Genomic DNA, 25,381 nt, shown 5'->3' with positions numbered 1-25,381 from the left:
TGCCGCACGTTTGGCCATAAAAGGAACCGCATGACCGAGATGTCCCCGCAACCGCAGCCCACCCTGAGTTTCGTGATGATCGTGTTGAACGGCATGCCGTTTCTCGAGTGCGTGCTGAAAAGCGTCTACCGCTCCGCGCACGACATCGTCATCATCGAAGGGGCGGTGGAAAACTGCATGTTCGCGGCCAACCCCGACGGGAGCTCCTGCGACGGCACGGTGGAGGCGATCAGGAGTTTCCCCGACCCGCAGGGCAAGATCCGGCTCATCCAGGGGAAATGGGCCGAAAAGCTGGAGATGCAGAACCACGCCCTGCAGTTCACCACCGGCGATTACATCTGGCTGGTCGATGCGGACGAGGTGTACAAGGAAGAGGACATCGAGCGCCTGCGCGCCGTGCTGGCCCGGGACCCCGGCATCGCCCGGGTCGACGTCACCCTGGACAACTTCTGGAAGGGGTTCGACTACATCTTCGACTCGGACAAGTTCGCCGAGAGCGAGTTCCACTGCCGCCGCGTCTTCCGCAACTACCCCGGCGCGCGTTTCACCACCCACCGCCCCCCCACCATGGCGGTCCAGGAGGGGAGGGTGCTGAGCGCGCCGGAAACCAGGGCGCTCAACGTCTACCCCTACCATTACAGCTACGTGCTCTGGAGCCAGGTCTACCAGAAGGTGGAACTCTACCATCGCTACGGTTGGGGCAAACAGTGGGAGCTCGATCTCGACGCCTGGTATCGCGACTTCTTCCTGCAGTGGCGCCCGGAACGGCGGGCGGAGCTGGAGAGCCGCTACCCGGTCTGGACCGGCGATCCCGACTCCCGCACCGTTCCCTTCACCGGCGAGCATCCTCCCGCCGTGGCGGAACTGGTGGCCCGCTACCGGGGCGGTGACCCCGGTCCTGCCGCGGTTTCCGAGGCCGAGGCGGCGCGGGTCATCGGCGCGCCGGTCTTCCGCAAGATGGCCCTGAGGGCCCTGGAGCAGGTGTACCTGGCCGGGGGGGCGCGCGAGCGCTACGGCCTCGACAGTGGCGGCAACGGCAGAGAAGGCGAGCCCTACTGGGACCGGCAGATCGCGCTCGCTTTCCTGGCGGCCATGCTCCGTCCCGAGCGCTACCTGGAGGTCGGCTCCGGCAACAGCGGCAGCATGATCCAGGTCCTGCACAACGCGTCGCCAAGCTACCTCTTAGGCGTCGACCCCTCGCTGTCCCGCGACGTCCGCAAGCTCCTCGCCGACTACCGGCGCGGCGCCGGGTGCGACGCGCGCGTGCGCCACAGGCGCGGCAGCGGCCGCAGCATCATGGAGCGGCTGGTCTCCCAAGGGGAGTCCTTCGACCTCATCTCCATCTCCGGCGGACGGCCCCGCGAGGACGTCTGGAACGACCTGGCATCGGCCGCGGCGCTGGTCGCCGACCGGGGCGCCATCGTCTTCGACGGCATCAACCACCCCGGGCACCGCGAGCTGTACTCCCTTTGCCATCGCTTCATGCTGAGGTACCAGCACTTCAAGCTGCTGCTTAACTCGACCCAGGGCGACGGCTGCGCCATCTTCCTCAAGGGGGGCTCGGTGGAGGAGCTCCTGGGGCGGGGCTTAAGGCTCGCCGCGCGCTCGGTCCGGGTGGCGGGCGAGGAGCAGCAGGCGCAGGAAACGACCCTCACCAGCATCGACACGCACTCCTCCTTTGCCGAAAGCATCCGTGCGGTTTTCGAAAAGGCGCGCCCGACGCGCATCATCGAGACCGGCACCTTCCACGGCGAGGGGACCACGCGCATCATCGCCTCCTGCCTGCGCGACCTGGGGCTGGACGACGCCCGTTTCTACTCCATCGAGTGCAATCCGGAAAACCATCGCATCGCCGGCGAAAACCTGGCGCAGGCCGGGCTGGCGGCGCGGGTGCAGCTGGTGCACGGCCTGTCGGTGCCGGGAAGGCTGCTCCCTTCCCGGGACGTGATACGGGAAAAGCTGGTCTACAACCTGAACGGCAAGGCGGGCTACGTCGACCACGACGCCGCCGTGCGCACTCAGCGCTATCTCGCCGAGACCGACTTCGCCGGTATCGAGGAGGCCAGGCTCGACCACTGCCTGGCGCTTCTGGACGGGGCCCCGGATTTCGTGCTCCTGGACAGCGGCGGCCACATGGGCAACATCGAGTTCAACTACCTGGTCGAGCGCCTGTACGCCCCCTGCTACATCGCCCTCGACGACATCAACCACGTCAAGCACGCCAGGAGCTTCCGGCAGATGCAGAAGGACCCCCGTTTCACCATGGCGGTCGCCGCGCCGGAGAAATTCGGTTTCTGCATCGCGCGCTTCGTCCCGGCCGGGTCCGGCGCGCGCCCGAGGCGGCTGCTCTGGATCAGGACCGACGCCATCGGCGACAGCATCATCTCGCTTCCCGCGCTGGCTAGAATCGCTGCCGCCGACCCCGCCGCCTGGATCACGGTGCTCTGCCAGGAACACGTGGCGGAACTCTACGATGCCTGCCCGTTCGTCGACGAGGTGATCACCTTCGAGCGCCGCCGCGCCTACGATGACGCCCGCTACCGCAACACCATCGTCGCGCTGCTGCGCGAGCTGCAGGCCGACCTGTGCGTGACGCCGGTGTTGTCGCGCGAGGCGCTTACCGACTGTTTCGCACTGGGGAGCGGGGCCAGGGAGCGCGTCGCCTTCTCCGGCAACGACTGCAACCTGCCGGCGGAGACCCTGCGCCAGAACAACCGTCACTACACGAAACTGGTCCAGATTGCGGAGGAAGCCGGGGGACGCGAGTCGGCCTCCCATCCTATGCTGCTGTCTGCACTGGGGATCGCATCCGATCACCTCGAGCCGGCGGTCTGGCTCACCCCGGAAGACCGCGATGTCGCCGAGCGGCTGTTGCATGAGCATCAGCTCGATCCGGCCCGGACGGTGGCCTTTTTCCCGGGGGCGCAGCACAGCTACCGCGAGGGGCTCGAGTACCGGGCGGCGCTGCAGGAGTTCTGCACCAGGCACGGCTTTGCCGTGCTGGCGCTGGGAGGCGTCACCGACAGCGCCATTATCGGCAGCAATACCCCGGACGCCCCGGTGCGCCTCGTCGACCTCTCCGGCAAGACCACCATCCGCCAGGCCTGCGCCCTGATCGCCCGGTGCGCGCTGGCCGTCGGTGCGGAAAGCGGGCTCGCTCACGCCGCGGCCGCGGTGGGGACGCCGCACGTGGTGCTGCTCGGCGGCGGACACTTCGGCCGCTTCATGCCCTACGCTGCCACCACCACCGCCGCGGTCCTGCCGCTGGAGTGTTTCGGCTGCAACTGGAAATGCAGGTATCCCCGCCACCACTGTATCGGCGGCGTGGGGAGCCGCACCATTGCCGTCGCCATGGAACTGTCGCTTGCGCCCGCTGGCCCCCATCCCCGCATCGTCGCGCAGGGCTCGTCCTGCTGGCCCGCCGGGGAGGGGATGCCCAGGTGGGATCTGGCCGCGCTGCGTGGACTGGATCTGGCTGTCGCGGTGACCCTCGTGGAACAGGACGGGACGCGGTCGGAGTTTGTCCAGGAGCCCCAAGCGCATGGCGCCGTTGCTCCCCCTGCCGGACTGCCCCCCGCAGGCCCTGCGGAACTGTCGGAGCTTTTGACCCGCTGGGGGCTCGAGGCAAGCATCCCGCCGTCGCGATACCTGCCGGAGCTCTGGAGCCGACGGAAGCAGGAGGGGGGGGCGGTTGTGGCCGTCCGCCGGGGACTCGCCTATCTCAAACGTTGGCGGCAGGAGCAAATGCCATGATCGCTGCGACTCAAAGACCCATGCCGGCTGCGGCCGTGAAGGTTTCGGTGGTGCTCGGCTCCTACAACCGCGCGCGTTTTCTCAAGGGCACCGTAGCCAGCATCCGCGAGGAACTGGCGCGCTGCCCGTTCCGCTCCGAGATCATCGTGGTGGACGGCGGTTCGACCGACGGCTCCCTCGCCTGGCTCCTGAAGCAAAAAGACATCCTGACCATCGTTCAGCATAACCGCGGGGAGTGGCAGGGTAGGGCGATAGAGCGCCGCTCCTGGGGCTACTTCATGAACCTCGCCTTCAAGGTCGCCCAGGGCGAGTACGTCTGCATGCTGAGCGACGACTGCCTCGCGGTGCCTGGGGCGATCCTCAATGGCGTCACGTTGTGCGATGAGAGGCGTGCCGCGGGGGAGAGGATCGGGGCAGCTGCCTTCTACTGGCGGGACTGGCCGCACGAGGAGCGCTACCGGGTCGGCCTCACCTTCGGGGGGAGGATGTTCGTGAACCACGGCCTCTACCTCAAGGAAGCGCTGGAGGCGGTGGGGTACGCCGACGAGGAGAACTACCTCTTCTACCATGCCGACGGCGATCTCTGCCTCAGGATGTGGCAAGCCGGGTATCCCTGCATCGATGCGCCCGACTCCTACGTCGAGCACCACGCCCACGCCAACGTCAGCGTGCGAGACAGCAACGCCGCCGTGCAGAAGGGCGATTGGGAGCGCTATGTCCAGACGTGGGGATCGTTGGGAGTCCCGCAGCAGGATTGGCTGGTGCGGGAATATCGGGACCCGGCGCGCACGGTGCGTAAATTTCCCCGCGCCTGGTTTGGAGGTCGCTCGTGAAGCTGCACCTCGGCTGCGGCCAGAGGTACCTCGACGGGTACCTGAACATAGATTTCCCGCTCTCCTGCCACACGGCCCAGACCAGCAGTGTGGCCGACCTTCATGCCGACATCACCACGCTCAGGTATCCCGCCGGCAGCGTGGCGGAGGTCCGGCTGCATCATGTCTTCGAGCACTTCCCCCGGCCGGTCGCCTGCGGGCTCCTCGCCTGCTGGTACTCGTGGCTTGAGCCCGGCGGCATCCTCACCATCGAGGTCCCCGATTTCCGCCGGACGGCCCTGGCGCTCATGAACCCGTTCAACTCCCTTAAGCAGCGCGCCATCGCCGAGCGCCACCTTTTCGGCTCGCACGAGGCCCCGTGGGCTGTGCACTGCGAGGGGTACACCGCCAGCCTGCTGCAGACGATGCTCGGGGAATTCGGTTTCACCGTGGATAAGATCACCAAAAGCGCCTGGGGAGGGACCTACAACCTGGAGGTCGTCGCCCGCAGGGACGCTGCATCCTTCTCCCGCGACCAGGTTGTCGCCCGGGCCTCCGCTTTCCTGGAACATTTCCTGGTCGATTCCGGCACATCCGAGCTGGCTATTCACACTGTCTGGATGGCCGCCTTTGCCGGGCAGTTGGACAAAGGGTGGGCGGCGTGACCACGGTCTCGGTCATCATCGCCACCTGGAACCGTTCCGCCTCGCTGCAGCGCGCGGTGCGTAGCGCGCTGGCCCAGAGCCATTCCCCACTGGAGGTGCTGGTCTGCGGCGACGGCTGCACCGATGACAGCCGGGAGGTGATCGACGCCATCGGCGACAGCCGCGTCATCTGGCTCCCCGCCGAGCGGGCCGGGCGGCCGGCGGTGCCGAGAAACCGCGGCATCGGTCGCAGCAGCGGGGAGTGGCTGGCGTTTCTCGACGACGACGACGTCTGGCTGCCGGAAAAGCTGGAGCTGCAGCTCCGCGAGGCTTATTCCAGTCGCTGCGACGCGGTATGCTCGGACGCCTGGCGGGTAAGGCCGGGCGCGGCACCCGGCGCCGAAGCGCTTCTCGGCGGCAAGAGCACGCTGCTGCGCTTCCCGGACCTGCTGCGGGAAAACCGGGTCATCTGCAGTTCCATGCTGGTGCGCCGCGAAGTCGTTGCTGCCGCCGCCGGGTTCCCCGAGGACGAGCGGCTGCGGGCGCTGGAGGACTACGCCCTGTGGCTCAGGATTGCCGACGCCACCGACATAGCGTACCTGGCTCGCCCGTTGCTGAACTACACCGACGTCCCGCAAGGGAGCATCCGGAAGGACTCCATCTCCGAGTTCGAGCAGCGCCAGTTGGTCATGAAGAGTTTCCTGGCCTGGAAGGGCCTAGCCGGCGGGATTTCGACCAACTCTCTCAGGCTGTTGGCCTGTTTGCTGCGTGAAAAGGTCCGCCACATGTTGGGCAAGTAATTGAACCGTTGTGACTATCCCCCGAAGCTTTTACCCCCTGGTTACATCGAGGGTCCTAGATGCAGAACCTGAAACAAAACCGCATCACGCTCTCCGGCACCACCTGGGCCTGGGGTGCCCTGCTGTTGTCCTGGGTGCTGGTGTTCACCCCGCACCTGGTGAACAGCGGGTTCGTATCCGATGACTGGAGCGTGGTGCGCAGTGCCTTCGGTTTTGCCGACTTCTGGGACCTGTACCGTTCCTGGTTCCCCCTGTTCTCCAACCGTCCCGTGGCCCCGCTGGTGCTGTCGCTGGTCGCCAAGGTCTCCCTGGCGGACCCGAGGGGGTACATCCTGGTCGGCCTCGCGTTCTGGCTCTCCAGCCTGGTCATCCTGGCCAACGTCCTGAAAAGGTTCCTCTCGCTGCGCTTCGTGGTGGTCTTTCTCGCGCTGGCGAGTTTTCCGTCCATCGCGTCCACGGTCATCTTTTCCATCGCCACGCAACTGGTGGGCGTTGCCAGCATCTTCTTCTGGAGCCTCTCCTTCCTGCTGCTCGACCGGCACCTCGCCGGCAAGGGGCGGCTCTACCTGGCCGGGTCGTACTTCCTGGTTCTGTTGAGCCTGTTGACCTACGAGATCACCCTGCCGCTCCTGGCCCTTAACGTTCTCTACCCGGCCCTCTTTCAACCGGCCTGGTCCCGGACGACCGTGAAGCGCCACCTTGCGCTCTACCTGGCGCCGATGGGCGGCGTGGTGACCCTGATCCTGCTGCTTCAGAAGGTGGTCATGCCTGCCTTCATGACGGTGTACTCCAGGTTTTCCCCGGGCCCGCTGAGCAACTGCCTGCACAACTTCCTCACGTGGTGCTGGGCCCTGCTGGTGGACCTCCCGCTGCTGTTGCTCAACTCCGTGCAGACCGTGTTCGAGTTCCGTAGCGGCGACCCCAGCCTGAAGGGCGCCGCGTTATTGTTGGCCCTTTTGTTCGCCGTCCTGCTGTACGGTGTCGGGCGGGCCAACACCTCCACCTCTGCAGGGACCGCGTCGCAGCGGGAAAAAAAGATCCATTTGCTGGGGATCATCCTCCTTGCCCTGTTCCTGGCCTCCTTCCTGTACATCCTGTCCGGTTCCGGCGCCCAGGTGGCGGGGTACCCCAACCGGGGCATGACCTCGACCTGGATCGTCCTGGCACTGCTGGTTGCCGTGACCGCCGACCTGTTCTGGGACCTCCCGTTGGCCGTGCTGGTCTTTTTGCTCATCTTCCTGAACCTCTGCTGCTTCATGGTGCAACGCGAACGGTACGCGGTCTCCTGGTCCCTGCAGCGCGAGATAGCCGCGTCCGCGGCCTCCAAGCTGGTGGCGGCCAGGGTGCCCATGCAGCACGCCACCCTGCTCGGGCATGTCCCGTGGCATGTGCCCGACAACCTCAACGGGGAGGTGGTTTTTCAGGACTCCTGGGACTTCAGTGCCGCACTCTGGTTTGCCGATAAAACGATCAACGTGAGCGCCATGCCGGTGAACCCGTCGAGCCTGCCCCGGTTCAAGGTGCGCGCCGACGGCGTGGCGCTCGACTACTGGGAGTCCAACTACGGGAACCTCTGGTTTTACGAGTACAACGCGCGTCTGGGCAGCGCGAGCCTGGTCCGGATCGCCAACGCTGGTGACGCCAAGGCCGTCGCGGCCCGGGTTGCCGCGGCAAAGTTCAACAGCTGGCGCCCCCCGGTGTCGGAGCGGGTGAAAGAACTGTTCGGCGGTCGGGTTTCCCTGCCGTTGGCCGCCGCCATCTCCCTGCTCTATGGAGTCTTCTTCTGGCTGTTGTCGCGCGGCCGCCATCGCCTGGAGTTGCCCGTTTCCCACTCCGGCGTCTGCCGCGTATGCGGCGGCACCTGCTTCAGCACCTGGAAGGATGGTGATGTCCTTCCCGAAGCGGTCAGCGCCGACCACTTCAAGGTGACCGACAGCAGTTACGGCACCACCTACGCCATAGAGCGCTGCGCCGGGTGCGGTTTCTACCAGGGGAGCAGCAGCGACGTGCTGGAGTACTATCGCGCCATGGAGGACCCGGAATACGAATCCGGCAGGATCGCCAGGACCAGGCAGTTCCGCGACGTGATCGGCACCCTGGGCCGCTTCGTGCCCAGCGGCCGTCTGCTCGACGTGGGAGCCGGCACCGGCATGCTGGTCGAGGAGGCGCTTGCCTGCGGCTACCACGCCGAAGGTATCGAGCCGTCCCGGTGGATGTCCGCGCAGGCCCGACAGATGGGGCTTCCCGTGGTAAACGGCGTGCTGCCTGACCCGAGGGTATCCGGTCCCTTTGCGGCGGCTACGCTGGTCGACGTCATCGAGCACGTCACCGATCCTGCGCAACTGCTGGCCGAGGTCCACGGGCTCATCGAGCCCGGCGGCTACCTGCTTCTCACCACCCCCGACATCGAATCCGTTGCTGCGCGGGTGATGGGGAGGCGGTGGTGGCACTTCCGCCTGGCCCACGTGAGCTATTTCAGCAGCCGCACCATCTCGCTTTTGCTGCAGCGCTGCGGCTTCGAGATCGTCCATGTCAGCAGGCCGACCTGGTACTTCGAGCTCGCCTACCTCGTCGAGCGACTGCTGACCTTCGTCCCCGGCGTCAACTTCCGGCTGCCGGCGCGCTTTGCCAAGTCCGTCGTGCCCCTCAACCTTTTCGATTCGATGCAGATCGTATGCAGGAAAAGATGATGCCTTACGCACCGTACCTGGAGTTGGCGAGGATTCCCCACTGGATCAAGAACATCCTCGTCCTGCCCGGAATCCTGATCGCGCTGATGATGGGGCTCCCCATGCCCCCCTCGTGGCACGTCATCATGCTGATGGCGCTGTTCGCGGTGGGGTTTGCCGCCTCGGCCAATTACGTCATCAACGAGTGGCTCGACGCCCCCTTCGACAAGTACCATCCCCTGAAGAAGGACCGCCCCTCGGTCACCGGGCGGGTCTCCCGCGGCGGGGTCTACCTGGAGTACGCGCTGCTCTGCGTGGCATCTCTGCTGCTTGCCGCGCAGATCAACAGGATGTTTCTCTACAACGTGGTCTGGCTGCTGCTCATGGGGGTGGTCTACAACGTGAAGCCCCTGCGCACCAAGGAGAAGCCCTACCTCGACGTGCTGAGCGAATCGGTCAACAACATCATCAGGTTCATGCTGGGATGGTCCACCATCACCTCCGTCTACCTCCCCAGTTCCAGCATCCTGATCAGCTACTGGATGGGGGGCGCTTTCCTGATGGCGGTCAAGCGGCTGGCGGAGTACCGCTACATCGGCGACCGCGACAGCGCCGCCCTGTACCGGCTCTCCTTCAAGTCCTACACCGAGGAGAAACTCCTGATCTCCATCCTGTTCTACGCCATAGTCTCCATCTTTTTCTGGGGCGTCTTCCTGGTGAAGTACAAGATCGAGTTCATCATCAGCGTCCCCTTTTTCGCGTTGCTCTTCTGCTGGTACCTCAAGCTGGGATTGCGGGAAAACTCGGTGGCGCAGCGCCCTGAAAGCCTCTACAAGGAGTACGGTCTCCTCTCGTACTGCGTCTTCCTGGTGGCGCTTTTGCTCGTGCTCACCTTCTGCGAGATCGAGGCCCTGCACACCTTCTTGAGGACCGACCTGATATCGATATGAAAATACCTCTCCCCGCCGCGCTGGAAGGGGTCGAAGGGGTCATCCTCGACCTCGACGGCACCCTCTACGACCAGAAACGGTTGCGGCTGCAGATGGCGCTCGAACTGGCGTCAACCCTGCTGCTGCGCCCCTGGCGCTGCAAAGAGGCGCTCATCCTGTTCCGGTTCCGCCGCATCCGCGAGGCGTTGGCCGACGCGCTACCGGGCGACGTGTCCAGTCGATCCTACCTGCTGACGGCGCAAGCCTGTGACTGCGAGATCGACCAGGTGCGGGATGTGGTGCAGGAGTGGATCTACCGCCGTCCTTTGCGGCACCTGGGACGGTTCCGTTATCCCCTGGTCGATGTGCTCCTTGCCGCCTTGGCTCAGCGGCGCATCAACGTTGCCGTCTGCTCCGATTATCACGCCGTCGACAAACTGGCGGCCCTGCGCCTGGAGCATCTTTCTTCCTGGTCGGCCGAGGATCCTGCCGTGGACCGGCTCAAGCCCGATCCTGCCGGCCTGCTGCATATCTGCCGGCAGTGGCAAGTGGCGCCGCAGGCGTGCCTCGTCATCGGTGATCGCGACGACCGCGACGGCGAGGCCGCGCGCCGGGCGGGAATGAGGTCCCTGGTCGTCCCCGGCGGGCTCAGGTTCAAGACCATTGACCAGATGTTCCAAGGTATGCAATAAGATACTGGCCAGTAGCTGTCGCGGAGGATTCCATTCAGAAGTTGAAGATACTTCATACCGTTGAATCGTACCTGCCCGCCATGAACGGGATGGCCGAGGTCGTGAGGCAGTTGTCCGAACGCCTGGTCCAGTCGGGGCACGACGTGACGGTGGCGACCAGTGCCGCCGCCGGCAGGGGAGAGATCGATACCCGCGGCGTCAGGGTGGTCGAGTTCCCGGTTTCCGGCAACGCCGTCGTCGGCTATTGCGGTGCTGCCGCATCCTACCAACAGTTTCTGCTCGATTCCGACTTCGACGTCGTCGTCAATTTTGCCGCCCAGCAGTGGGCGACCGACCTGACCCTGCCGCTGCTGTCCCGCATCAGGGGGCGCAAGGTCCTGGTCCCCACCGGTTTCTCCTCGCTGTTCTCGCCCAGCTTCCACAACTACTTCGAGCAGATGCCGGGGTACATGAAGCTCTACGACATGAACGTGTTCCTCTCCGACGAGTATCGCGACATCACCTTCGCACGCAGGCACGGGGTCGAGAGGCTCGCCCTGATCCCCAACGGCGCCGCGGCTGATGAATTCCTGGAGCCGCTCCCCGACATCCGGCCGCAGCTCGGTGTTGCGGCCGATGAATTCCTCATCCTGCACGTCGGCAGCCATACCTGGCTCAAGGGGCATGACGATGCCATGGAGATCTTCCGCATGGCCGACCTTACCGGCGCCACGCTGCTCATGGTGGGGATGTCGCTCCCCGGCGGCTGCGGCGCTGAATGCCGGCGCCGTGCCGCGCGACTCAACGACAGCGAGCGCATGCGCCGGCAGGGAAAGCGGATCATGGTGGTCGAGCTCTCCCGCCGCGATACCGTAGCCGCCTACCAGTGCGCAGACCTGTTCCTGTTCCCTTCCAACATCGAGTGCTCGCCGGTGGTCCTCTTCGAGTGCATGGCCTCCCGGACACCCTTTCTGTGCACCGATGCCGGCAACAGCGCCGAGATCATCCGCTGGTCCAACGGCGCCGGCGTGCTCCTTCCTTCCGCCCGCCCCGCGCTGCTCCCCCGTCACGGCGGCATCGTGGCACGCATCAGGGAAAAGGTGAGGATCATGACCGGGCGCTCCGATGACCATGCCGGGGTGCGGGCGCATGGTGGCGGTTCCGCCCGCGTTCTCTCTGAAATCTACCGTGACGGCGAGCGGCGCCGCCGGATGGGTGAGGCCGGCTTCGACGCCTGGCAGGAGCGTTTCACCTGGGAGAAGATCGCAAAGCAGTACGAAGAGCTGTACCGCACCCTGGTGGCGGGAGGTGCGCCATGATTGCGGTCCGGCTCATGGGGGGACTGGGCAACCAGATGTTCCAGTACGCCGCGGGCAGAAGCCTCGCGCTGCGTCTGGGCGTCGAGTTGAAGCTGGATCTCTCCTTCCTGGAAGGGGACCAGAGCGGCAACACGCCCCGCAGCTACGCGCTCGATGGCCTCAGCATCGCTGCCGGCAAGGCCACCCCCTGGGAGATTGCCGTCCTTACCGGAACCGCGCCCGGCCTGGTGCAGGGGGTGGCGGCGCGCCTGGTGCACAGGGCCCGCGGCTGCGTCGCCTTTCGGGAGAAGCATTTCCAGGTGGTGCCGGAATTCTTCTCCCTGCCTGACAACGTGCACCTCCTGGGGTACTGGCAGTCCGAGCGCTACTTCGCCGGGCACCGGGACGTGATCCGGAAAGAGTTTGCCGTGAAGGGAGACCTCGCCGGGCGCAACCTGGAAATGGCGGCGGAGATAGGCAAGGCGAACGCGGTTTCCCTGCACGTGCGCCGTGGCGACTATGCCGCCGACCCCACCACCCGCGCGCTGCACCAGGTCTGCGATGCCGGCTACTACCGCGCCGCCGAAGACGTGATAGCCCGCGAGGTGGACAATCCGCACTTCTTCGTCTTTTCCGACGACCCGGAGTGGGCCCGGGAAAACCTGGAGCTGCGCCACCCGGCCACCTACGTCGGCCACAACGGCGCGCACCCCCATGAAGACCTGCGCCTGATGAGCCTGTGCCGGCACCACGTCATCGCCAACAGCTCGTTCAGCTGGTGGGGCGCCTGGCTGGCGACCAACAGGGGGCAGGTGGTCGTTGCCCCCAGTCGGTGGTTCAACGATCCCGCCATCGACACCAGCGACGTCACCCCGGCCGGGTGGTACCGGCTATGACGGCTACCACTGCGCCCAAAGTCAGCGTCGTGATGCCGGTCTACAACGGCGGCCGCTTCGTCGCCGAGGCGATCGACAGCATCCTGCGGCAGAGCTTCACCGACTTCGAATTCCTCGTGGTAGACGACGGTTCGACCGACGACAGCGCCGCGGTGCTGCGCTCTTTCAGCGATCCCCGCATGAGGCTCCTGGGCGACGGGGTGAACCGGGGCGTGGTCGGTGCGCTCAACCTCGGCTTCGCAGCCGCTGCCGGCCGGTATGTCGCGCGCATGGACGCCGACGATGTCAGTCTCCCCGACCGGCTGCAGCGCCAGGTCGATTTCCTGGACGCCAATCCCGGCATCGACGTCTGCGGCGGGTGGATGGAGGCCTTCGACGGGCGCGGCGCCACGCTGTGGCAGGCGCCCCTCGAGGATAGCGAGATCAGGTCCTGGTTCCTGTTCGAGAACGTCATCTACCATCCCACGGTGATGCTGCGCCGCAGCGTGCTGCTCGACGGGACCGTGCGCTACGACCGCGACTTCCCGCACGCGGAGGACTACGAACTGTGGACGCGCATGCTGGACACCTGGCGCTTCGCGAATCTCGGCGAGGTGCTGCTGTGCTACCGCCTGCATGACCAGAGCGTGGGACAGCGGGAAAACACGACACAGAGGGAGACAGGGGCGAGGGTGCGCCGGCGCCTGCTGGCCGGGCTCCACCTCGATGTCACCGACGCCGAGCTTGCACTGCACGAAGCCCTCGCCTCCTGGCGGGTCGAGGCCGATACCGCCTTCCTGGACCGGGCCCAGGCCTGGCTGCTGAAACTGCTGCAGGCAAACCGCGAGCGTCAACTGGTGCCGCCGGCGGTACTGGAACCGGTGCTGGCGAGACGCTGGTACCAGGTCTGCTTTATCGCCGCCCCGGCCGGCATGGCCGCCTACCGCTGCTTCTTCCGCTCTCCCCTGGCGGGTGCGCTGCAGCTGCCGCTGCGGGACCGCCTGATTTTCGCGTTGAGCGCGCTGCTGCGCCGGGGAGAGAGATGAGCCGGGTCGCGATGAAAATAGCTGTAGTCGCTCCCACCGCGCCGCCGCACGGCGCCGGCGGCGTCACCAGCTCTCATTACCAGCTCTACCGCCTGCTGCGCGAGCGGGGGCTCGACGCGACGCTGTTGACCTTCGACGAGCGGGAGAGGCACATCCCGGACCCCGAGATCCTGCGCTTTGGCGCCTCGCGGCGCGAGCGCTCCCTGCTGGCCCTCTGCTCGGCGCTGTACTTGAAAAGCCAGGGATCGAAGCGGCTCGCCTATCACCTGGCCGACATCCTGTGCGCCGTCCCCGGCGTGCTGCGCATGAACCGGGCGCTGCGCCGGCTCGGGCCGGACCGGATCATCATCCCCGACCACTGCGCACCGGGGCTGTTTCTGGACCAGGGGCATGCCCGGGTCACCATGGTCGCCCATCACAACCCCGCCCGCTTCATGGCAACGCCCCTGATCGGCGACTTCTGCCCCATCGACGTGCAGCGGGCGGTCGCGCTGGAACAGCGGGTCCTGCGCAAGGTGGACGGGGTGGTCGCGCCCTCGGCCTACATGGAGCGCGTCTTCAGGGAAACCTTCCGTTTCGACGGGCCGGTCACCACCATTCACAACCCGCTCGACGCCGCCTTTGTCGAGAGGGTGCCGGCGCGCGACCCGCGCCCGGAAATGGGATTGCCGGCGCATGCCCCGGTGGTGTACATACCCTCCGCGGGGAGCGTCCTCAAGGGCGCGCGTTTCGTCGCCGACATCGTCGGCAGGGTGGGGCGGGGCTGCCCCGGTGCCATCGGCTTCTACCTGTCCGGCGCCATCCCGCCCGAGCTGTCCCGTGAACTGCTCGCGCTACCGGACAACGTCCGCATCTTGGCACCCGGTCACGTCGACAACGAGGTCAACGTCGCCTATCTGAAGTCGTGCAGCTTCGGCATCTCGCCCACCCTGATCGAGAACTTCAGCATGGCGATACTGGAGGCGGTCTTCTGCGGGCTCCCCATGGCCGTTTTCGCCGTGGGGGGCAACGCAGAGATCGTCAGCGACGGCGTCAACGGTTTCTGCGTCCCCTGTCCCGACGTGGCGGCGCTGACCGACGCCGCCGCCCGCTTGCTCGACCCCGCTACCTGCCAAGAGATGGGGCACAACGCGCTGCGGATGGCGCGAGAACGTTTTTCCGCCGCGGCGGTCGTCGATCGTTACCTTGATTTTTGCGGCTGCCAGGCCCCGCCTGCAGCCAGGAGTTGATGATATGCACCGGATGGAACCAGAAGTGGAGAGTACGCTCGATGCGGTGATCCGCGAATTGCGCGCGGAGCCGGTGGACCTGCTCGACCTGGGAGAAGGGGAGGGGGAGTCGGTCTACCTCGAGCATTCCCGCTGCTCCTACCTGCGCACCCTGTACGACATCGTGGCGCTGGCCGATAAGGCGCAGCGCCCCCGGCAGGAGATCCGGATCCTGGAGATCGGCGCCTTTCTGGGCGTGGTCAGCTGTGCCCTGGCGCGGCTGGGCTTCTCGGTCACCGCGCTCGACATCCCTGAATTCATGGGCAACGAGCGGGTGCTGGCGCGCTACCGGCGCTACGGCGTGACGACGGCGTCGGCCAACCTGCGCGACTATGCGCTGCCGCTCGCTTCCGCAAGCTTCGACACGGTGATCATGTGCGAGACGCTGGAGCATCTCAATTTCAACCCGCTCCCCGTGGTCGCCGAGGTGAACCGCGTGCTGCGCAGAGAAGGGGCCTTCTACCTGTCGCTTCCCAACCAGGCGTCCCTGGTCAACCGGGTGAAGCTCATGGCCGGGCGCTCCATTCACAACCCCATCGGCGACTTCGCCGCGCAACTGGGGCGCGACCGCAACATGATCGTCGGCATCCACTGGCGTGAATACACCGCCGAGGAGTTGAGGGACCTGGTGCTCACCTGCGGTTTCTCCGTGGAAAGCCTCGGTTTTTTCACCACGCACCGCCCGAGTTTCCCCGCGCGCCTGTTGTACCGGATCTTTCCCCGGCTCAGGGGGAACATCACCGTGGCGGCCCGCAAAACTGCCGACATGGCGGCCGACTTTCATTTCCGCGATGCGTCGAGGTAACCTGCAATGGCGATGACTCCCTGGCAACTGGATACGCCGGTGGTGATGATGGTCTTCAACCGCCCCGATTGCACCAGCCTCGTTTTCGAAGCCGTGCGCGCGGCCCGTCCCCGTCAGCTGCTGGTCATCGCCGACGGTCCCCGCGACCGCGCCGGCGAGGCGGAGCTTTGCGCGCAGGTGAGGCAGGTGTTCGACGCGGTCGACTGGGAGTGCGAGGTGCGGACCGAGTTTTCCGAAGAAAATCTCGGCTGCCGGCGCCGGGTCTCCAGCGGTCTCGACTGGGTTTTCAGCCAGGTCGAGGAGGCGATCATCCTCGAGGACGACTGTCTCCCGCACCCCTCCTTTTTCCCGTTTTGCCGGGAGCTCCTGGCGCGCTACCGCAATGAGCCCCGCATCGGCCAGATCGCCGGGGTGAACTTCCAGTTCGGCCGTCACCGCATCGCGGAGAGCTACTACTATTCCCGTTTCAACCATATCTGGGGGTGGGCGACCTGGCGGCGGGCGTGGCTTCAAAATGACAAAGAAATGGCCCACTGGCCGGCATTCCGCGACGCGGGAGCGCTGAACGGGATCCTTTCCGGCCGCAAGCAGGCCGCCTACTGGAGCGACGTGCTGGACCGGGTCGCGTCGGGTGAGATCGACACCTGGGATTGCCAATGGACGCTCTCCTGCTGGCGCCACGGTCTGCTCTCCGTCATCCCGGCGGTCAACCTGGTCTCCAACATCGGTTTTGGTCCCGGCGCCACCCATACCCCGGTCCCCAACAAGTACGCCGACATGCCGGTGCAGGCGGTCCGGTTTCCCCTGGTCCATCCAGCCGTGATCGCGCCCGATGCCGTCGCCGACGCCTACACGCTGAAAACGCAGTACCGCGAGTATCCCTTCCTGGCTCGCCTGCTCGCCGCGGTCAAGGCGCGCTTGCGCAAGCTGGCCGGACGGGAGTGAACCAGGTGCTCTACCAACGGTCACGAGGCCGGGATTGATATGACAGCTTCCCCTTCCCACAACTGGCGCAAGCGTGCCGTCCTCGCGCGCAATTTCCTGCTCGATGGCCTGATGGCGCTCTCCCCGCGCGCGGCCCGGCAGCCGGACAAGGCCGAGGTGCTGCTGGTTCGGCTCGATGCCATCGGCGACTTCGTGCTCTGGCTCGATGCCGCTGCCGCGCTGCGCCGGCTGTTCCCCCCCGATCGTTACCGGCTGGTCCTTCTGGGCAACGCCCTCTGGAGCGATCTCGCCGCCCTGCAGCCCTGTTTCGACGAGGTCATCGGGGTCGATTTGAAGCAGTTCCACAACAGTCCGGGGTATCGCTGCAACCTCTGGCGCCGGCTCCGCTCCCGGCGCTGGGACATTGCCATCAACCCGACCTGTTCCCGGCATTTCCCCTATGACGATGCCGTGATCCGCGTCTGCGGCGCCCGTGAGCGCATCGGCTCCGAGGGCGACCTCGCCAACCAGAGGCAATGGGAAAAGCGCATCAGCAACCGCTGGTACACCCGCCTGCTTCCCGCCCGGCGCGGCACCATGATGGAATTGGAACGCAATGCCGAGTTCGTGCGCGGGCTTGGCCTGGCCCAGTTTTCCCCGCGGCTCTCGCGCCTGGAAGTTCCTGCCCTTGCTGTAGCGTTCCCGCAGCCGTACTACGTCGTGGTTCCCGGCGCGGGTCGCGCCATGAGACAGTGGCCGGTGGAGAATTTTGCAGCGGTGATGCGCATGATCTGGGACCGTTACCGTTTGAAAGCGGTCATCTGCGGTGCTCCCGGCGAGGAGCCTGTCGGGCGGCAACTGCAGCAACTGCTGCAGGGGCAGGCAGAGGTGGAAGATCGCACCGGCGTCACCACGCTTCCCGAATTCTGCGCCCTGATCAGGGACGCGGTCATGGTGCTGGGCAATGAGAGCAGTTCCATTCACATAGCCGCTGCGGTCGGTACCAGCTCCATCTGCCTGGCGGGCGGCGGTCACTTCGGGCGCTTCGTGCCGTACCCCGAACTGGACGCCGACCGCCGCGCGCTGCCGGTCACCCTCTTTCAGCGCATGGAGTGTTTCAACTGCAACTGGGACTGCATCCATCCCTGCCAGGGGACGGTCGCTCCCTGTCTTGAGCGGGTGACGGTGGACGAGGTCTGGCGGGCTGCCGGGGAGCTGCTTAACCGGGAAGGGGTGTTATGAAATTTCTATTCGATGCGCTGTTCAGGCACGTCAATCACTACGGCGCCGTGCTGCCCTACAACCTGAACTGGCAGATACGGCTTTGGGAGAGAGCACAGAAATTCCTGCGGGACCACCCGCTGGTGGTGTGCGATGTGGGCGCTCGCGGTTCCGCTCCCGATGAATTGGCGCCGTTTTTCTCCAGCACCCTCTACCACGCCTTCGACGCCGACGCCGAGGAATGCGCGCGCCTGAACCGCCTCCCGCATCCGTACCGCGGTTTCCGTGCACTTCCTTACTTCATCGGCAGGTGCTCCGGCACGACCCCCTTCAACCTCTTTAAAGAAAGAGGTGAGAGCTCCTGTTACAAGCCCGCGCAAAGGTTCCAAGACGTCTTTCGCCGCGGTGACTTCGAGGTCGACGCTGCCATCGAGATGGAAACCGTCTCCCTGGACGAAGTGCACGCACGGGAGGGGATGGATCTTCCCGACTTTCTGAAGCTGGACACCCAGGGATCGGAACTGGAAGTGCTGCAAGGTGCACAGGGCGTCATTGCCAAGGCGTGCATGGTTGAGATCGAGGTGGAGTTCCTGGAGATGTACCAGGGGCAGCCCCTGTTCCACGACGTGCTCAAATTCATGCACGACCAGGGGTTCGATCTCCTGTACCTCAACAGGGTGATGGGGCAGAGAATTTCGGTCTTCGACGGGGTGTCGCGCGGGCAGCTCATCTTCGGGGATGCCCTGTTCGGACGGCGGGAGGACTGTCTGGCTGGTATCGCCACGGAAAGGCTGGCCAAGTACGTGTTGCTGTTGATCAATTACGGGCTGCGCGATTACGCCTACCACCTGATGCTGCTGCACCCCGGGTTGGAACCGCTCATCGGGGCGCAGAACTTTCTCATTGCGCAGAAGAACAGGGGGCGGTTCCGGCGCCTTCTATCCAGCCAGTTGGACAAGCTGATACTGCTTTTGCTGCATCTTCGCACGTACAACGGCCTCAGCTACGACTCCGACAGGAGTTGGCCGGCGCGGTGAGCCGGCTGGAAGTCACCCCGGCCGGGTTCTAATGGAAAGAGGGGCGTGTATCACCGCGCTAGCTTCGTCGTCGCGATCGACTTCAGGTGGAAGTACGACGCGTATTCGATGTTCTTCCAGTCCTCCTTCTTAGGTTCTATGTCGGCAATGTGGATCGTGCGGGGATAGTGTGACAGCACGGGCACCTCGAGTTCGGCATTTTGCCCCCGAAACATCCTCATGGTCCGGTAACGCTCGTTCAACTGTTTCGAGTAACCTGGAGCGATGGCCAGGTCGCCGAGCGCTTTCGCGCCGTTGCCGGTCGTGAAGAGGTATGCGGCGAAGAGAGCGGCGATAAAGTGGAAACCGCCCCTGGGAAGATCCGCTTTATCAAGAGGGAGCCAATAGGCGATGAGAGTCACGGTGGCAAACCAGCCGAGGACGAACAGCAGGTAACAGATACTCAGCGTCCGGTCCGGCGGCGGGCAGCCCATGCTCCAAAAGGCCGGGAAGAACGTTGCGGTCGTAGCCGAAATCCACAAAACTCCTGCTGAAACGGGGGCTATGGCAGGCACTCTCAACCCGGTACGGCGCGGGACGGAAGCTGTCCCTGCAATCCACAGCACGGTTGCCAGCCATAGCCTTGGCGCCTTGCCCCACGAAAGAAAGCTCGACGCGGCCGACCGTGCCGATTCCCTGAGGGAGAACAAGATGTCATGCGCCATGGGAAAGTAGCTGGAGCGCACGGCATTCCCCGGTGCTGCTGCGACGATTGCCGCCCCCATGATGCTGATCAGGGTAAGAACCAGCACGTGGTACCGGTGGTGACTTTTTCCGGCAAAGAAAATCAGCAACGAGGCGATCAGGGTGACTGCCTGCAGCAGCATGACGGTCTCATTCATCCCCGCGATCATGGCGACCAGAACCCCGGTAGCGACCGTGAGTTTCATGCAGTTCGCCTTGTCACAGCGGTGCAGTCTGACCAGGGCCGCCAGCAGCAGGACGTAGAGCGCGTTCCCCAGTTGGTAGGTGATTCCCCCTGCCAGCCAGTACATGTTTTCCGACGTGGAGGGAAGGCCGGAAAAATAGAGCGCGGTCAGCAACAAGCCGCCGCACAGCACCCGCAGCCCCTGCCGGCTCTCCCATATGGTGAGCATCAGCACGACAAACGAGACGCAGGTCGTCACGATCAGGAACAGTGGTAGCAGCCAAATGCTCTCAGGGATGGTGAATAGTGCCAGAAAAGCGCTGATAACTGCAGTGCTGGCGTAGCGTCCGCACCAGGCAAGATACCAGGAACGCTGGCTGCCGATGAAGCCTTCCTTGACCACCTTGTTGGCGAAACTGAAATCGTCAGCGGAAGGATGGGCGTAGAAGCCCAGGATGATATATACGCAGATGTAGGCCGCTGTTGACAGCAGCATGATCCAGACGGTTAGCCTGTTGCTTCGCAACTCCTGTACTTCATTCCCCGACGTCACCGCTCCGACACCTCATCTGCCTTGGGATCAACTGGTTTGTTGCACGCCCGGTCGCTTCAAAAAAGGATGTGAACTGCTTAACAGGCGCGGTACTTTAGCATGCCAATACCGCTTTTCCAATGTTTATTGCGCCGGTGCCGGTGTGACTTCAGGCTCCCCCTGATGACCGGCCCCACGAGTTCTTCCTTCCCCCAACGCGCTCCGCGTTTTCTTGACCTGCATCAAGCCCCCCTTCCGGGCACCGGTCTATACTCGAATCCATGGACACAGTCCGACGGACCACAAACAAACCGAGTAGGAGAGGTGGCACATGGCAAGGTTGATAGATGAGTTGAAACGGGACCACGTGGCAATCGAGGATATGCTCAACCGCGTCAAGGATACCAGCATCACCAACAAGGAGGCGCACAGGCTCCTCCTGGCGGCGCAGTCGACGCTGCTCGCGCATCTGCGCAAGGAAGACGCGCAACTGTACCCGGTGCTGAACAAGGCCGCGCAGGCGGACCAGGCACTGAAGCGCACCGTGGATTTCTACGCCCAGGACATGGAAGAGATCTCCGGCAACGCCGTGGCCTTTTTCAGGAAGTTCTCCGCGGACGATGCGGTGATCGACATCGAGTTCGCCAAGGCGTTGGGCCGGCTGTTCGCCACCATCTCCAGGAGGCTGCGCAGCGAGGAGAACACCCTCTACGCCGCGTACGAGAAACTGCAGCACTGACCGATCCGACCCCAGCGTTGTCCGGTTTCCAGCTCTCCCCCCCCTTGACGGGCCTGCGCGCCGTAGCGCTTCGTCCCGCGAAGGCGGGAGGGGGCAGGGGGGGTGACCCTGCCATGACTGCAACTGTGGCACCTACCCCAATACCCCTAACTGCCTCCCCTTCGACAACAACCTTTCCGCCATCGGTTCGGCTTTACAACGCTGCCTTGATCGGGTATGTTAGCTCGCTTAAACCAGCGCAGTGGCAAGGAGTGAGTTCGTGGGCATTTTCGAGGCGGTAATACTGGGTATCGTGGAGGGGTTGAGCGAGTTTCTTCCCGTTTCTTCCACCGGGCATCTCATCCTCGCGTCGGCGCTTTTGAAGCTGCAGCAGTCCGAAGCGCACAAGGTCTTCGAGGTGGTGATCCAGTTGGGGGCGATGCTGGCCGTGGTCGAGGTGTACCGCAAGCAGCTGTTCGCCCGTCCCGACCTGATCAAGAAAGTCTGCTTCGCCTTCCTCCCCACCGGAACCATCGGGTTTTTGCTCTACAAGCTGGTGAAGTCGTTCTTCCAGCCCTCGCTGGTGAGTTACATGCTGATTGCCGGCGGCGTTGCCTTCATCGTCATCGAGATGTGGATGAAGGACCGGCCGGCAACCACCCACACCCTCGATGAGATCAGCTACAAGCAGGCATTCTCCATCGGTCTGGTACAGTGTCTCTCCATGGTCCCCGGCGTCTCGCGTTCCGGCGCCACCATCATGGGTGGGCTGCTGTTCGGGCTGGACCGCAAGGACGCCACCGAGTTTTCCTTCCTGCTGGCGCTTCCCACCATGCTGGCCGCCACCTGCTACGACGTCTACAAGAACTATGCGGTTTTCCACATGGCCGACTGGCATAACATCGCCGCAGGTTTCGTCACCTCGTTCATCTTCGGCGTCATCGGCATCAAGGCCCTGCTGAAGTTCGTCACCAGCCACACCTTCGTTCCCTTCGGCATCTACCGCATCGTGGTGGGTGTGATCTTCCTGGTTTTCCTCTTTTAGGACTGTCCCGTCTGGCTGTCCACCCCCTCGCCCTCCGGGAGAGGGGCAGGGGTGAGGGCCTTGCAGTGAGGCGACATGGTGCCAGGTGGCAACACCCCTCACCCGGCCTCCGGCCACCCTCGCCCTCCGGGAGAGGGAACCTCAAGCGCCATGCGTCCACCCCCTCGCCCTCCGGGAGAGGGGCAGGGGTGAGGGCCTTGCAGTGAGGCAACATGGTGCCAGGTGGCAACACCCCTCACCCGGCCTCCGGCCACCCTCTCCCAGAGGGAGAGGGAACCTAGAGCGGTCATGGGTCCCCCCCCTCGCCCTCCGGGAGAGGGGCAGGGGTGAGGGCCTTGCAGTGAGGCGACATGGTGCCAGGTGGCAGCATCCCTCACCCGGCCTCCGGCCACCCTCGCCCTCCGGGAGAGGGAACCTCAAGCGCCATGCGTCCACCCCCTCGCCCTCCGGGAGAGGGGCGGGGGTGAGGGCTCACTTGCCTCGCACGTCCTTCACTAACTCCAGGTAAATCCTTTCAAGCACGACCTCCACATCTCTTAGCACTTCATCGTCCCAGAACCTCAGCACCTGAATTCCCAACATCCTCAGTTTTTCTGTCCTCAGCTCGTCTTTTGCAACTGATCTGGATTCGTTGTGTTGACCACCATCGAGCTCTATGCACAGGCCTGCCTCGTGGCAATAAAAATCGAGGATGTATCCGGCGACTGGGTGCTGTCTGCGAAACTTGAACCCCATTCGCCTGTTTCTCAGCAGCAGCCAAAGCAGGCTTTCCGCATCAGTCTGCTTACCTCTAAGGGAGCGGGCGAAATCACGCAGCCTTTCCGGAAGTTTCAAATGGGTCGTCTGTGGCATCGCCCTCACCCCAGCCCTCTCCCATAGGGAGAGGGAGTCCAGTGAATCCGGCTGAAGAATTTAGTTGCTCTGTTATGTGCTCTGGTGTCCACCCCTCGCCCTCCGGGAGAGGGGCAGGGGTGAGGGCCTTGCAGTGAGGCGACATGGTGCCAGGTGGCAACACCCCTCACCCGGCCTCCGGCCACCCTCTCCCAGAGGGAGAGGGAACCTAGAGCGGTCATGGGTCCACCCCCTCGCCCTCCGGGAGAGGGGCGGGGGTGAGGGCTCACACTACACCAGCAGCAGCTTGAACCCGGCGAGGGCGAGGACGAGGGAAAGGACGCGCATGATGGTGGGGACGCGGAGGTGACGGCTACCTAACAGTGACCCGATGACCCCCCCCAAGAGGGCAGTCCCGGCCATGAGCGGAGCGTAAGTCGGAATCGCCTGCACCCCGCTCAGATGCCCCAGCAGTCCCGCTCCTGAGTTGACCAGGATGAAGAGCGCGGCCACCGCCGAGACCTCCCTCGGCTCACCCCACCTGCACAGCAACAAGAGCGGGCTCAGGAAGATGCCGCCCCCGACGCCGGTGAGGCCGGACAAAAGCCCCAAGGCCGCCCCGATCACCATGGCGGTGGCGGTGGCAGGGGGAGTCGTGTGCCCGGGAGCCTGGTCTTTCTGCAGCAGCAGGCGCGATGCGGAGAGGAGCAGCACCATGCCGACCAATGGCCGGTAGATGTGCGAGGGGAGGGTGAGGTAGCCCCCCAGGAAGCTGAAGGGGATCGAGGTTACGGCAAAAGGCCAGAACAGGCGCCACGAGAAATGCCCGGCACGGGCAAAGGAAAAGGTGGCGATGCCTGCCACCAGGAGATTCAGGGTGAGCGCCGTGGGCTTGAACACCTCCGGCGCCACGCTGAAGAGCGCCAGCACCGCGATGTACCCCGACGCGCCGCCGTGCCCGACGCAGGAGTAGAGGACCGCGACCAGCAGGGTGCACAACAACATCGGTATCAGCAGTTCCAGTATCATGTGACCCTCTGGCGGCCCGGCTGTCCCCACCGGACCTTCAGTATTGCCGCAAACTTGCCCTTTCGGCACCGGGAGAAGATACCACAATTTCCCGGCGCTGTCCCGCCTGCCATCTCTAGCAGGGCATCTCTGCATTCCTGCGCGAATACCAGTACCAAGTGAGCGCGATACAGCTCAGATAGAAGGCGAGGAAGCCGTACAGGGCCGCTTGGGGGCCGCCGGTATGGGCGATGGAGGTCCCGAACGCCTTGGGGATGAAGAAGGCGCCGTAGGCTGCGAACGCGGAGCAGAAGCCGAGCACGGCCGCGGCTTCCTTTCCCGCCTCTGCCGCCGCCCTCGCCTGGGCCTCGCGCCGCACGTCGCCCGCCGCACGCTGGCGCTCGGTCAGGAAGATCACCGGGATCATCCGGAAGGTCGACCCGTTGCCGATGCCGGTGGTGACAAACATGACGATGAACATGGCCAGAAAGCCCCAGAAGCTGCCTGAGTTCCCCTGGGTCGGCAGGTAGTGCAACACCCCGAAGGCTGCCGCCGTCATGGCGATAAAATTCCAGAAGGTGACCCGGGCGCCCCCGACCTTGTCGGCGATCCAGCCGCCAAGAGGCCGGCACAGCGCCCCCACCAGGGGCCCCAGGAAGGCGTACTGCATCGGGTTGATGGCCGGGAACTGCGACTTGATCAAGAGCGGCAGCCCCGCGGAATAGCCGATGAACGAACCGAAGGTGCCGAGGTAGAGCCAGCACATGATCCAGTTGTGCTTGCGCTTGAAGATGACCGACTGCTCCTTGAAGGAGGCCTTGGCATCGGCAATGTCATTCATGCCGAACCAGGCGGCCAGGGTGGATAGGACGATGAAGGGGACCCAGACGAAGCCGGCGTTCTGCATCCAGACCGAGGTGGAGACCCCCTTGACGACGCAGACCTGGGGAGCGCCGCACAGGGCGCCGAACATGCCCCCGGTGATCACCAGCGGCACCAGGAACTGCATGGCGCTGACGCCGAGGTTGCCAAGGCCCGCGTTCAGGCCGAGGGCGGTTCCCTTGAGGGCCTTCGGGAAGAAGAAGCTGATGTTGGACATGCTGGAGGCGAAGTTGCCTCCGCCCAGGCCGCACAGAAATGCCAGCAGCAGCATCGTGCTGTAGCTCGTGCCGGGGTCCCGTACCGCGAAGCCGATGCCGACCGCCGGGATCAACAGGGAGGCCGTACTGATGGTAGTCCAGGTTCTGCCGCCGAAGATGGGGACCATGAAGGAATAGAAGATGCGCAGGGTCGCCCCGGAGAGGCCGGGCAGCGCGGCCAGCCAGAACAGCTTGTCCGCGTCGAAGGAGAAGCCGATCGACTGCAGGTTCACCACGACCACACTCCACACCATCCAGACCGCGAAGGATAGGAAGAGGGCGGGGATCGAGATCCATAGGTTTCGGTAGGCGACCGCCTTACCCTGCTCCTCCCAAAAGTGCGCATCTTCCGGGGTCCAAACCGTCAGTACTCGTGAAGACATCATCCCCTCCATAAATTTTCAAATGCCCATATCCGTCCATGCTGCCAACTGACACCCCCTCTCCCA

Annotated in this window: 21 protein-coding genes; 17 read left to right on the top strand and 4 right to left on the bottom strand. The window is 64.7% G+C overall.

The annotated features are described in order from the left end of the window. The first annotated feature begins 30 nt into the window (after positions 1 to 30). The 15 genes from H7687_RS11355 to H7687_RS11285 are packed head-to-tail and all read left to right on the top strand — an operon-like array spanning position 31 to position 18,752. Positions 31 to 3,753, top strand: coding sequence for a class I SAM-dependent methyltransferase (locus tag H7687_RS11355; protein ID WP_183347348.1), 3,723 nt, complete (start codon positions 31 to 33; stop codon positions 3,751 to 3,753). Then, positions 3,750 to 4,586 carry a glycosyltransferase family 2 protein gene (locus H7687_RS11350; protein WP_183347346.1) on the top strand — a complete coding sequence of 279 codons (837 nt, stop codon included), beginning with the start codon at positions 3,750 to 3,752 and terminating at the stop codon, positions 4,584 to 4,586. Before H7687_RS11355 ends, H7687_RS11350 begins: the two co-directional genes overlap by 4 nt. After that, entirely contained in the window at positions 4,583 to 5,230 is a 648-nt protein-coding gene (locus tag H7687_RS11345) for a class I SAM-dependent methyltransferase (protein ID WP_183347344.1), read from the top strand. Before H7687_RS11350 ends, H7687_RS11345 begins: the two co-directional genes overlap by 4 nt. Then, positions 5,227 to 6,009 (top strand): glycosyltransferase family 2 protein, encoded by a 783-nt coding sequence (locus H7687_RS11340; RefSeq protein ID WP_183347342.1) that lies wholly within the window; start codon positions 5,227 to 5,229, stop codon positions 6,007 to 6,009. Before H7687_RS11345 ends, H7687_RS11340 begins: the two co-directional genes overlap by 4 nt. Positions 6,010 to 6,068: 59 nt before the next feature. Beyond that, positions 6,069 to 8,699, top strand: a complete 2,631-nt coding sequence (locus tag H7687_RS11335; protein WP_183347340.1) for a class I SAM-dependent methyltransferase — start codon at positions 6,069 to 6,071, stop codon at positions 8,697 to 8,699. Then, the gene (locus H7687_RS11330) at positions 8,699 to 9,628 is read left to right on the top strand and encodes a UbiA family prenyltransferase (RefSeq protein WP_183347338.1); all 930 of its coding nucleotides are present in this window, start codon (positions 8,699 to 8,701) and stop codon (positions 9,626 to 9,628) included. The genes H7687_RS11335 and H7687_RS11330 overlap by 1 nt, the downstream gene beginning before the upstream one ends. Beyond that, a complete protein-coding gene (locus H7687_RS11325) occupies positions 9,625 to 10,299 on the top strand; it encodes an HAD family hydrolase (protein WP_183347336.1) in 675 nt (224 codons plus the stop codon). Before H7687_RS11330 ends, H7687_RS11325 begins: the two co-directional genes overlap by 4 nt. A 41-nt stretch (positions 10,300 to 10,340) precedes the next feature. After that, a complete protein-coding gene (locus H7687_RS11320) occupies positions 10,341 to 11,597 on the top strand; it encodes a glycosyltransferase family 4 protein (protein WP_183347334.1) in 1,257 nt (418 codons plus the stop codon). Then, positions 11,594 to 12,472: an alpha-1,2-fucosyltransferase gene (locus H7687_RS11315; RefSeq protein ID WP_183347332.1), complete on the top strand. Its 879-nt coding sequence runs from the start codon at positions 11,594 to 11,596 to the stop codon at positions 12,470 to 12,472. The genes H7687_RS11320 and H7687_RS11315 overlap by 4 nt, the downstream gene beginning before the upstream one ends. After that, entirely contained in the window at positions 12,469 to 13,497 is a 1,029-nt protein-coding gene (locus tag H7687_RS11310) for a glycosyltransferase family 2 protein (protein ID WP_183347329.1), read from the top strand. The genes H7687_RS11315 and H7687_RS11310 overlap by 4 nt, the downstream gene beginning before the upstream one ends. 11 nt (positions 13,498 to 13,508) lie before the next feature. After that, on the top strand, positions 13,509 to 14,726 hold the full coding sequence (locus tag H7687_RS11305; RefSeq protein ID WP_183347327.1) for a glycosyltransferase family 4 protein: 1,218 nt from the start codon (positions 13,509 to 13,511) through the stop codon (positions 14,724 to 14,726). A 4-nt stretch (positions 14,727 to 14,730) separates the two neighbouring features. After that, positions 14,731 to 15,570 (top strand): class I SAM-dependent methyltransferase, encoded by an 840-nt coding sequence (locus H7687_RS11300; protein WP_183347325.1) that lies wholly within the window; start codon positions 14,731 to 14,733, stop codon positions 15,568 to 15,570. A 6-nt stretch (positions 15,571 to 15,576) separates the two neighbouring features. Further along, the gene (locus H7687_RS11295) at positions 15,577 to 16,515 is read left to right on the top strand and encodes a glycosyltransferase family 2 protein (RefSeq protein WP_183347323.1); all 939 of its coding nucleotides are present in this window, start codon (positions 15,577 to 15,579) and stop codon (positions 16,513 to 16,515) included. 39 nt (positions 16,516 to 16,554) lie between these two features. Continuing rightward, a complete protein-coding gene (locus H7687_RS11290) occupies positions 16,555 to 17,736 on the top strand; it encodes a glycosyltransferase family 9 protein (RefSeq protein ID WP_183347321.1) in 1,182 nt (393 codons plus the stop codon). After that, a complete protein-coding gene (locus tag H7687_RS11285; RefSeq protein ID WP_183347319.1) occupies positions 17,733 to 18,752 on the top strand; it encodes an FkbM family methyltransferase in 1,020 nt (339 codons plus the stop codon). The genes H7687_RS11290 and H7687_RS11285 overlap by 4 nt, the downstream gene beginning before the upstream one ends. Before the next feature lie 50 nt (positions 18,753 to 18,802). Here H7687_RS11285 and H7687_RS11280 read toward each other — a convergent pair whose 3' ends face one another. Beyond that, a complete protein-coding gene (locus H7687_RS11280) occupies positions 18,803 to 20,212 on the bottom strand; it encodes a DUF6056 family protein (protein ID WP_183347317.1) in 1,410 nt (469 codons plus the stop codon). A gap of 310 nt (positions 20,213 to 20,522) precedes the next feature. On the opposite strand from H7687_RS11280, the gene H7687_RS11275 reads away from it, so the two are divergent. After that, a complete protein-coding gene (locus tag H7687_RS11275) occupies positions 20,523 to 20,930 on the top strand; it encodes a hemerythrin domain-containing protein (protein ID WP_183347315.1) in 408 nt (135 codons plus the stop codon). 259 nt (positions 20,931 to 21,189) lie between these two features. Then, a complete protein-coding gene (locus tag H7687_RS11270) occupies positions 21,190 to 21,954 on the top strand; it encodes an undecaprenyl-diphosphate phosphatase (protein ID WP_183347313.1) in 765 nt (254 codons plus the stop codon). 471 nt (positions 21,955 to 22,425) lie between these two features. Here the strand turns inward: H7687_RS11270 and H7687_RS11265 are convergent, their stop codons facing one another. The 3 genes from H7687_RS11265 to H7687_RS11255 form a co-directional block, all read right to left on the bottom strand. Further along, positions 22,426 to 22,806, bottom strand: a complete 381-nt coding sequence (locus H7687_RS11265) for an endonuclease domain-containing protein (protein WP_183347312.1) — start codon at positions 22,804 to 22,806, stop codon at positions 22,426 to 22,428. A gap of 270 nt (positions 22,807 to 23,076) precedes the next feature. Further along, positions 23,077 to 23,814, bottom strand: a complete 738-nt coding sequence (locus H7687_RS11260) for a sulfite exporter TauE/SafE family protein (RefSeq protein WP_183347309.1) — start codon at positions 23,812 to 23,814, stop codon at positions 23,077 to 23,079. 115 nt (positions 23,815 to 23,929) lie between these two features. Beyond that, positions 23,930 to 25,315, bottom strand: coding sequence for a NarK family nitrate/nitrite MFS transporter (locus H7687_RS11255; protein WP_183347307.1), 1,386 nt, complete (start codon positions 25,313 to 25,315; stop codon positions 23,930 to 23,932). Positions 25,316 to 25,381: the final 66 nt, after the last annotated feature.

Source organism: Geomonas paludis (assembly GCF_014193585.1).
GTDB lineage: Bacteria > Desulfobacterota > Desulfuromonadia > Geobacterales > Geobacteraceae > Geomonas > Geomonas paludis.
The sequence above is the reverse complement of the archived record's forward strand: the minus strand, read 5'-3'. Positions and strand labels throughout refer to the sequence as shown.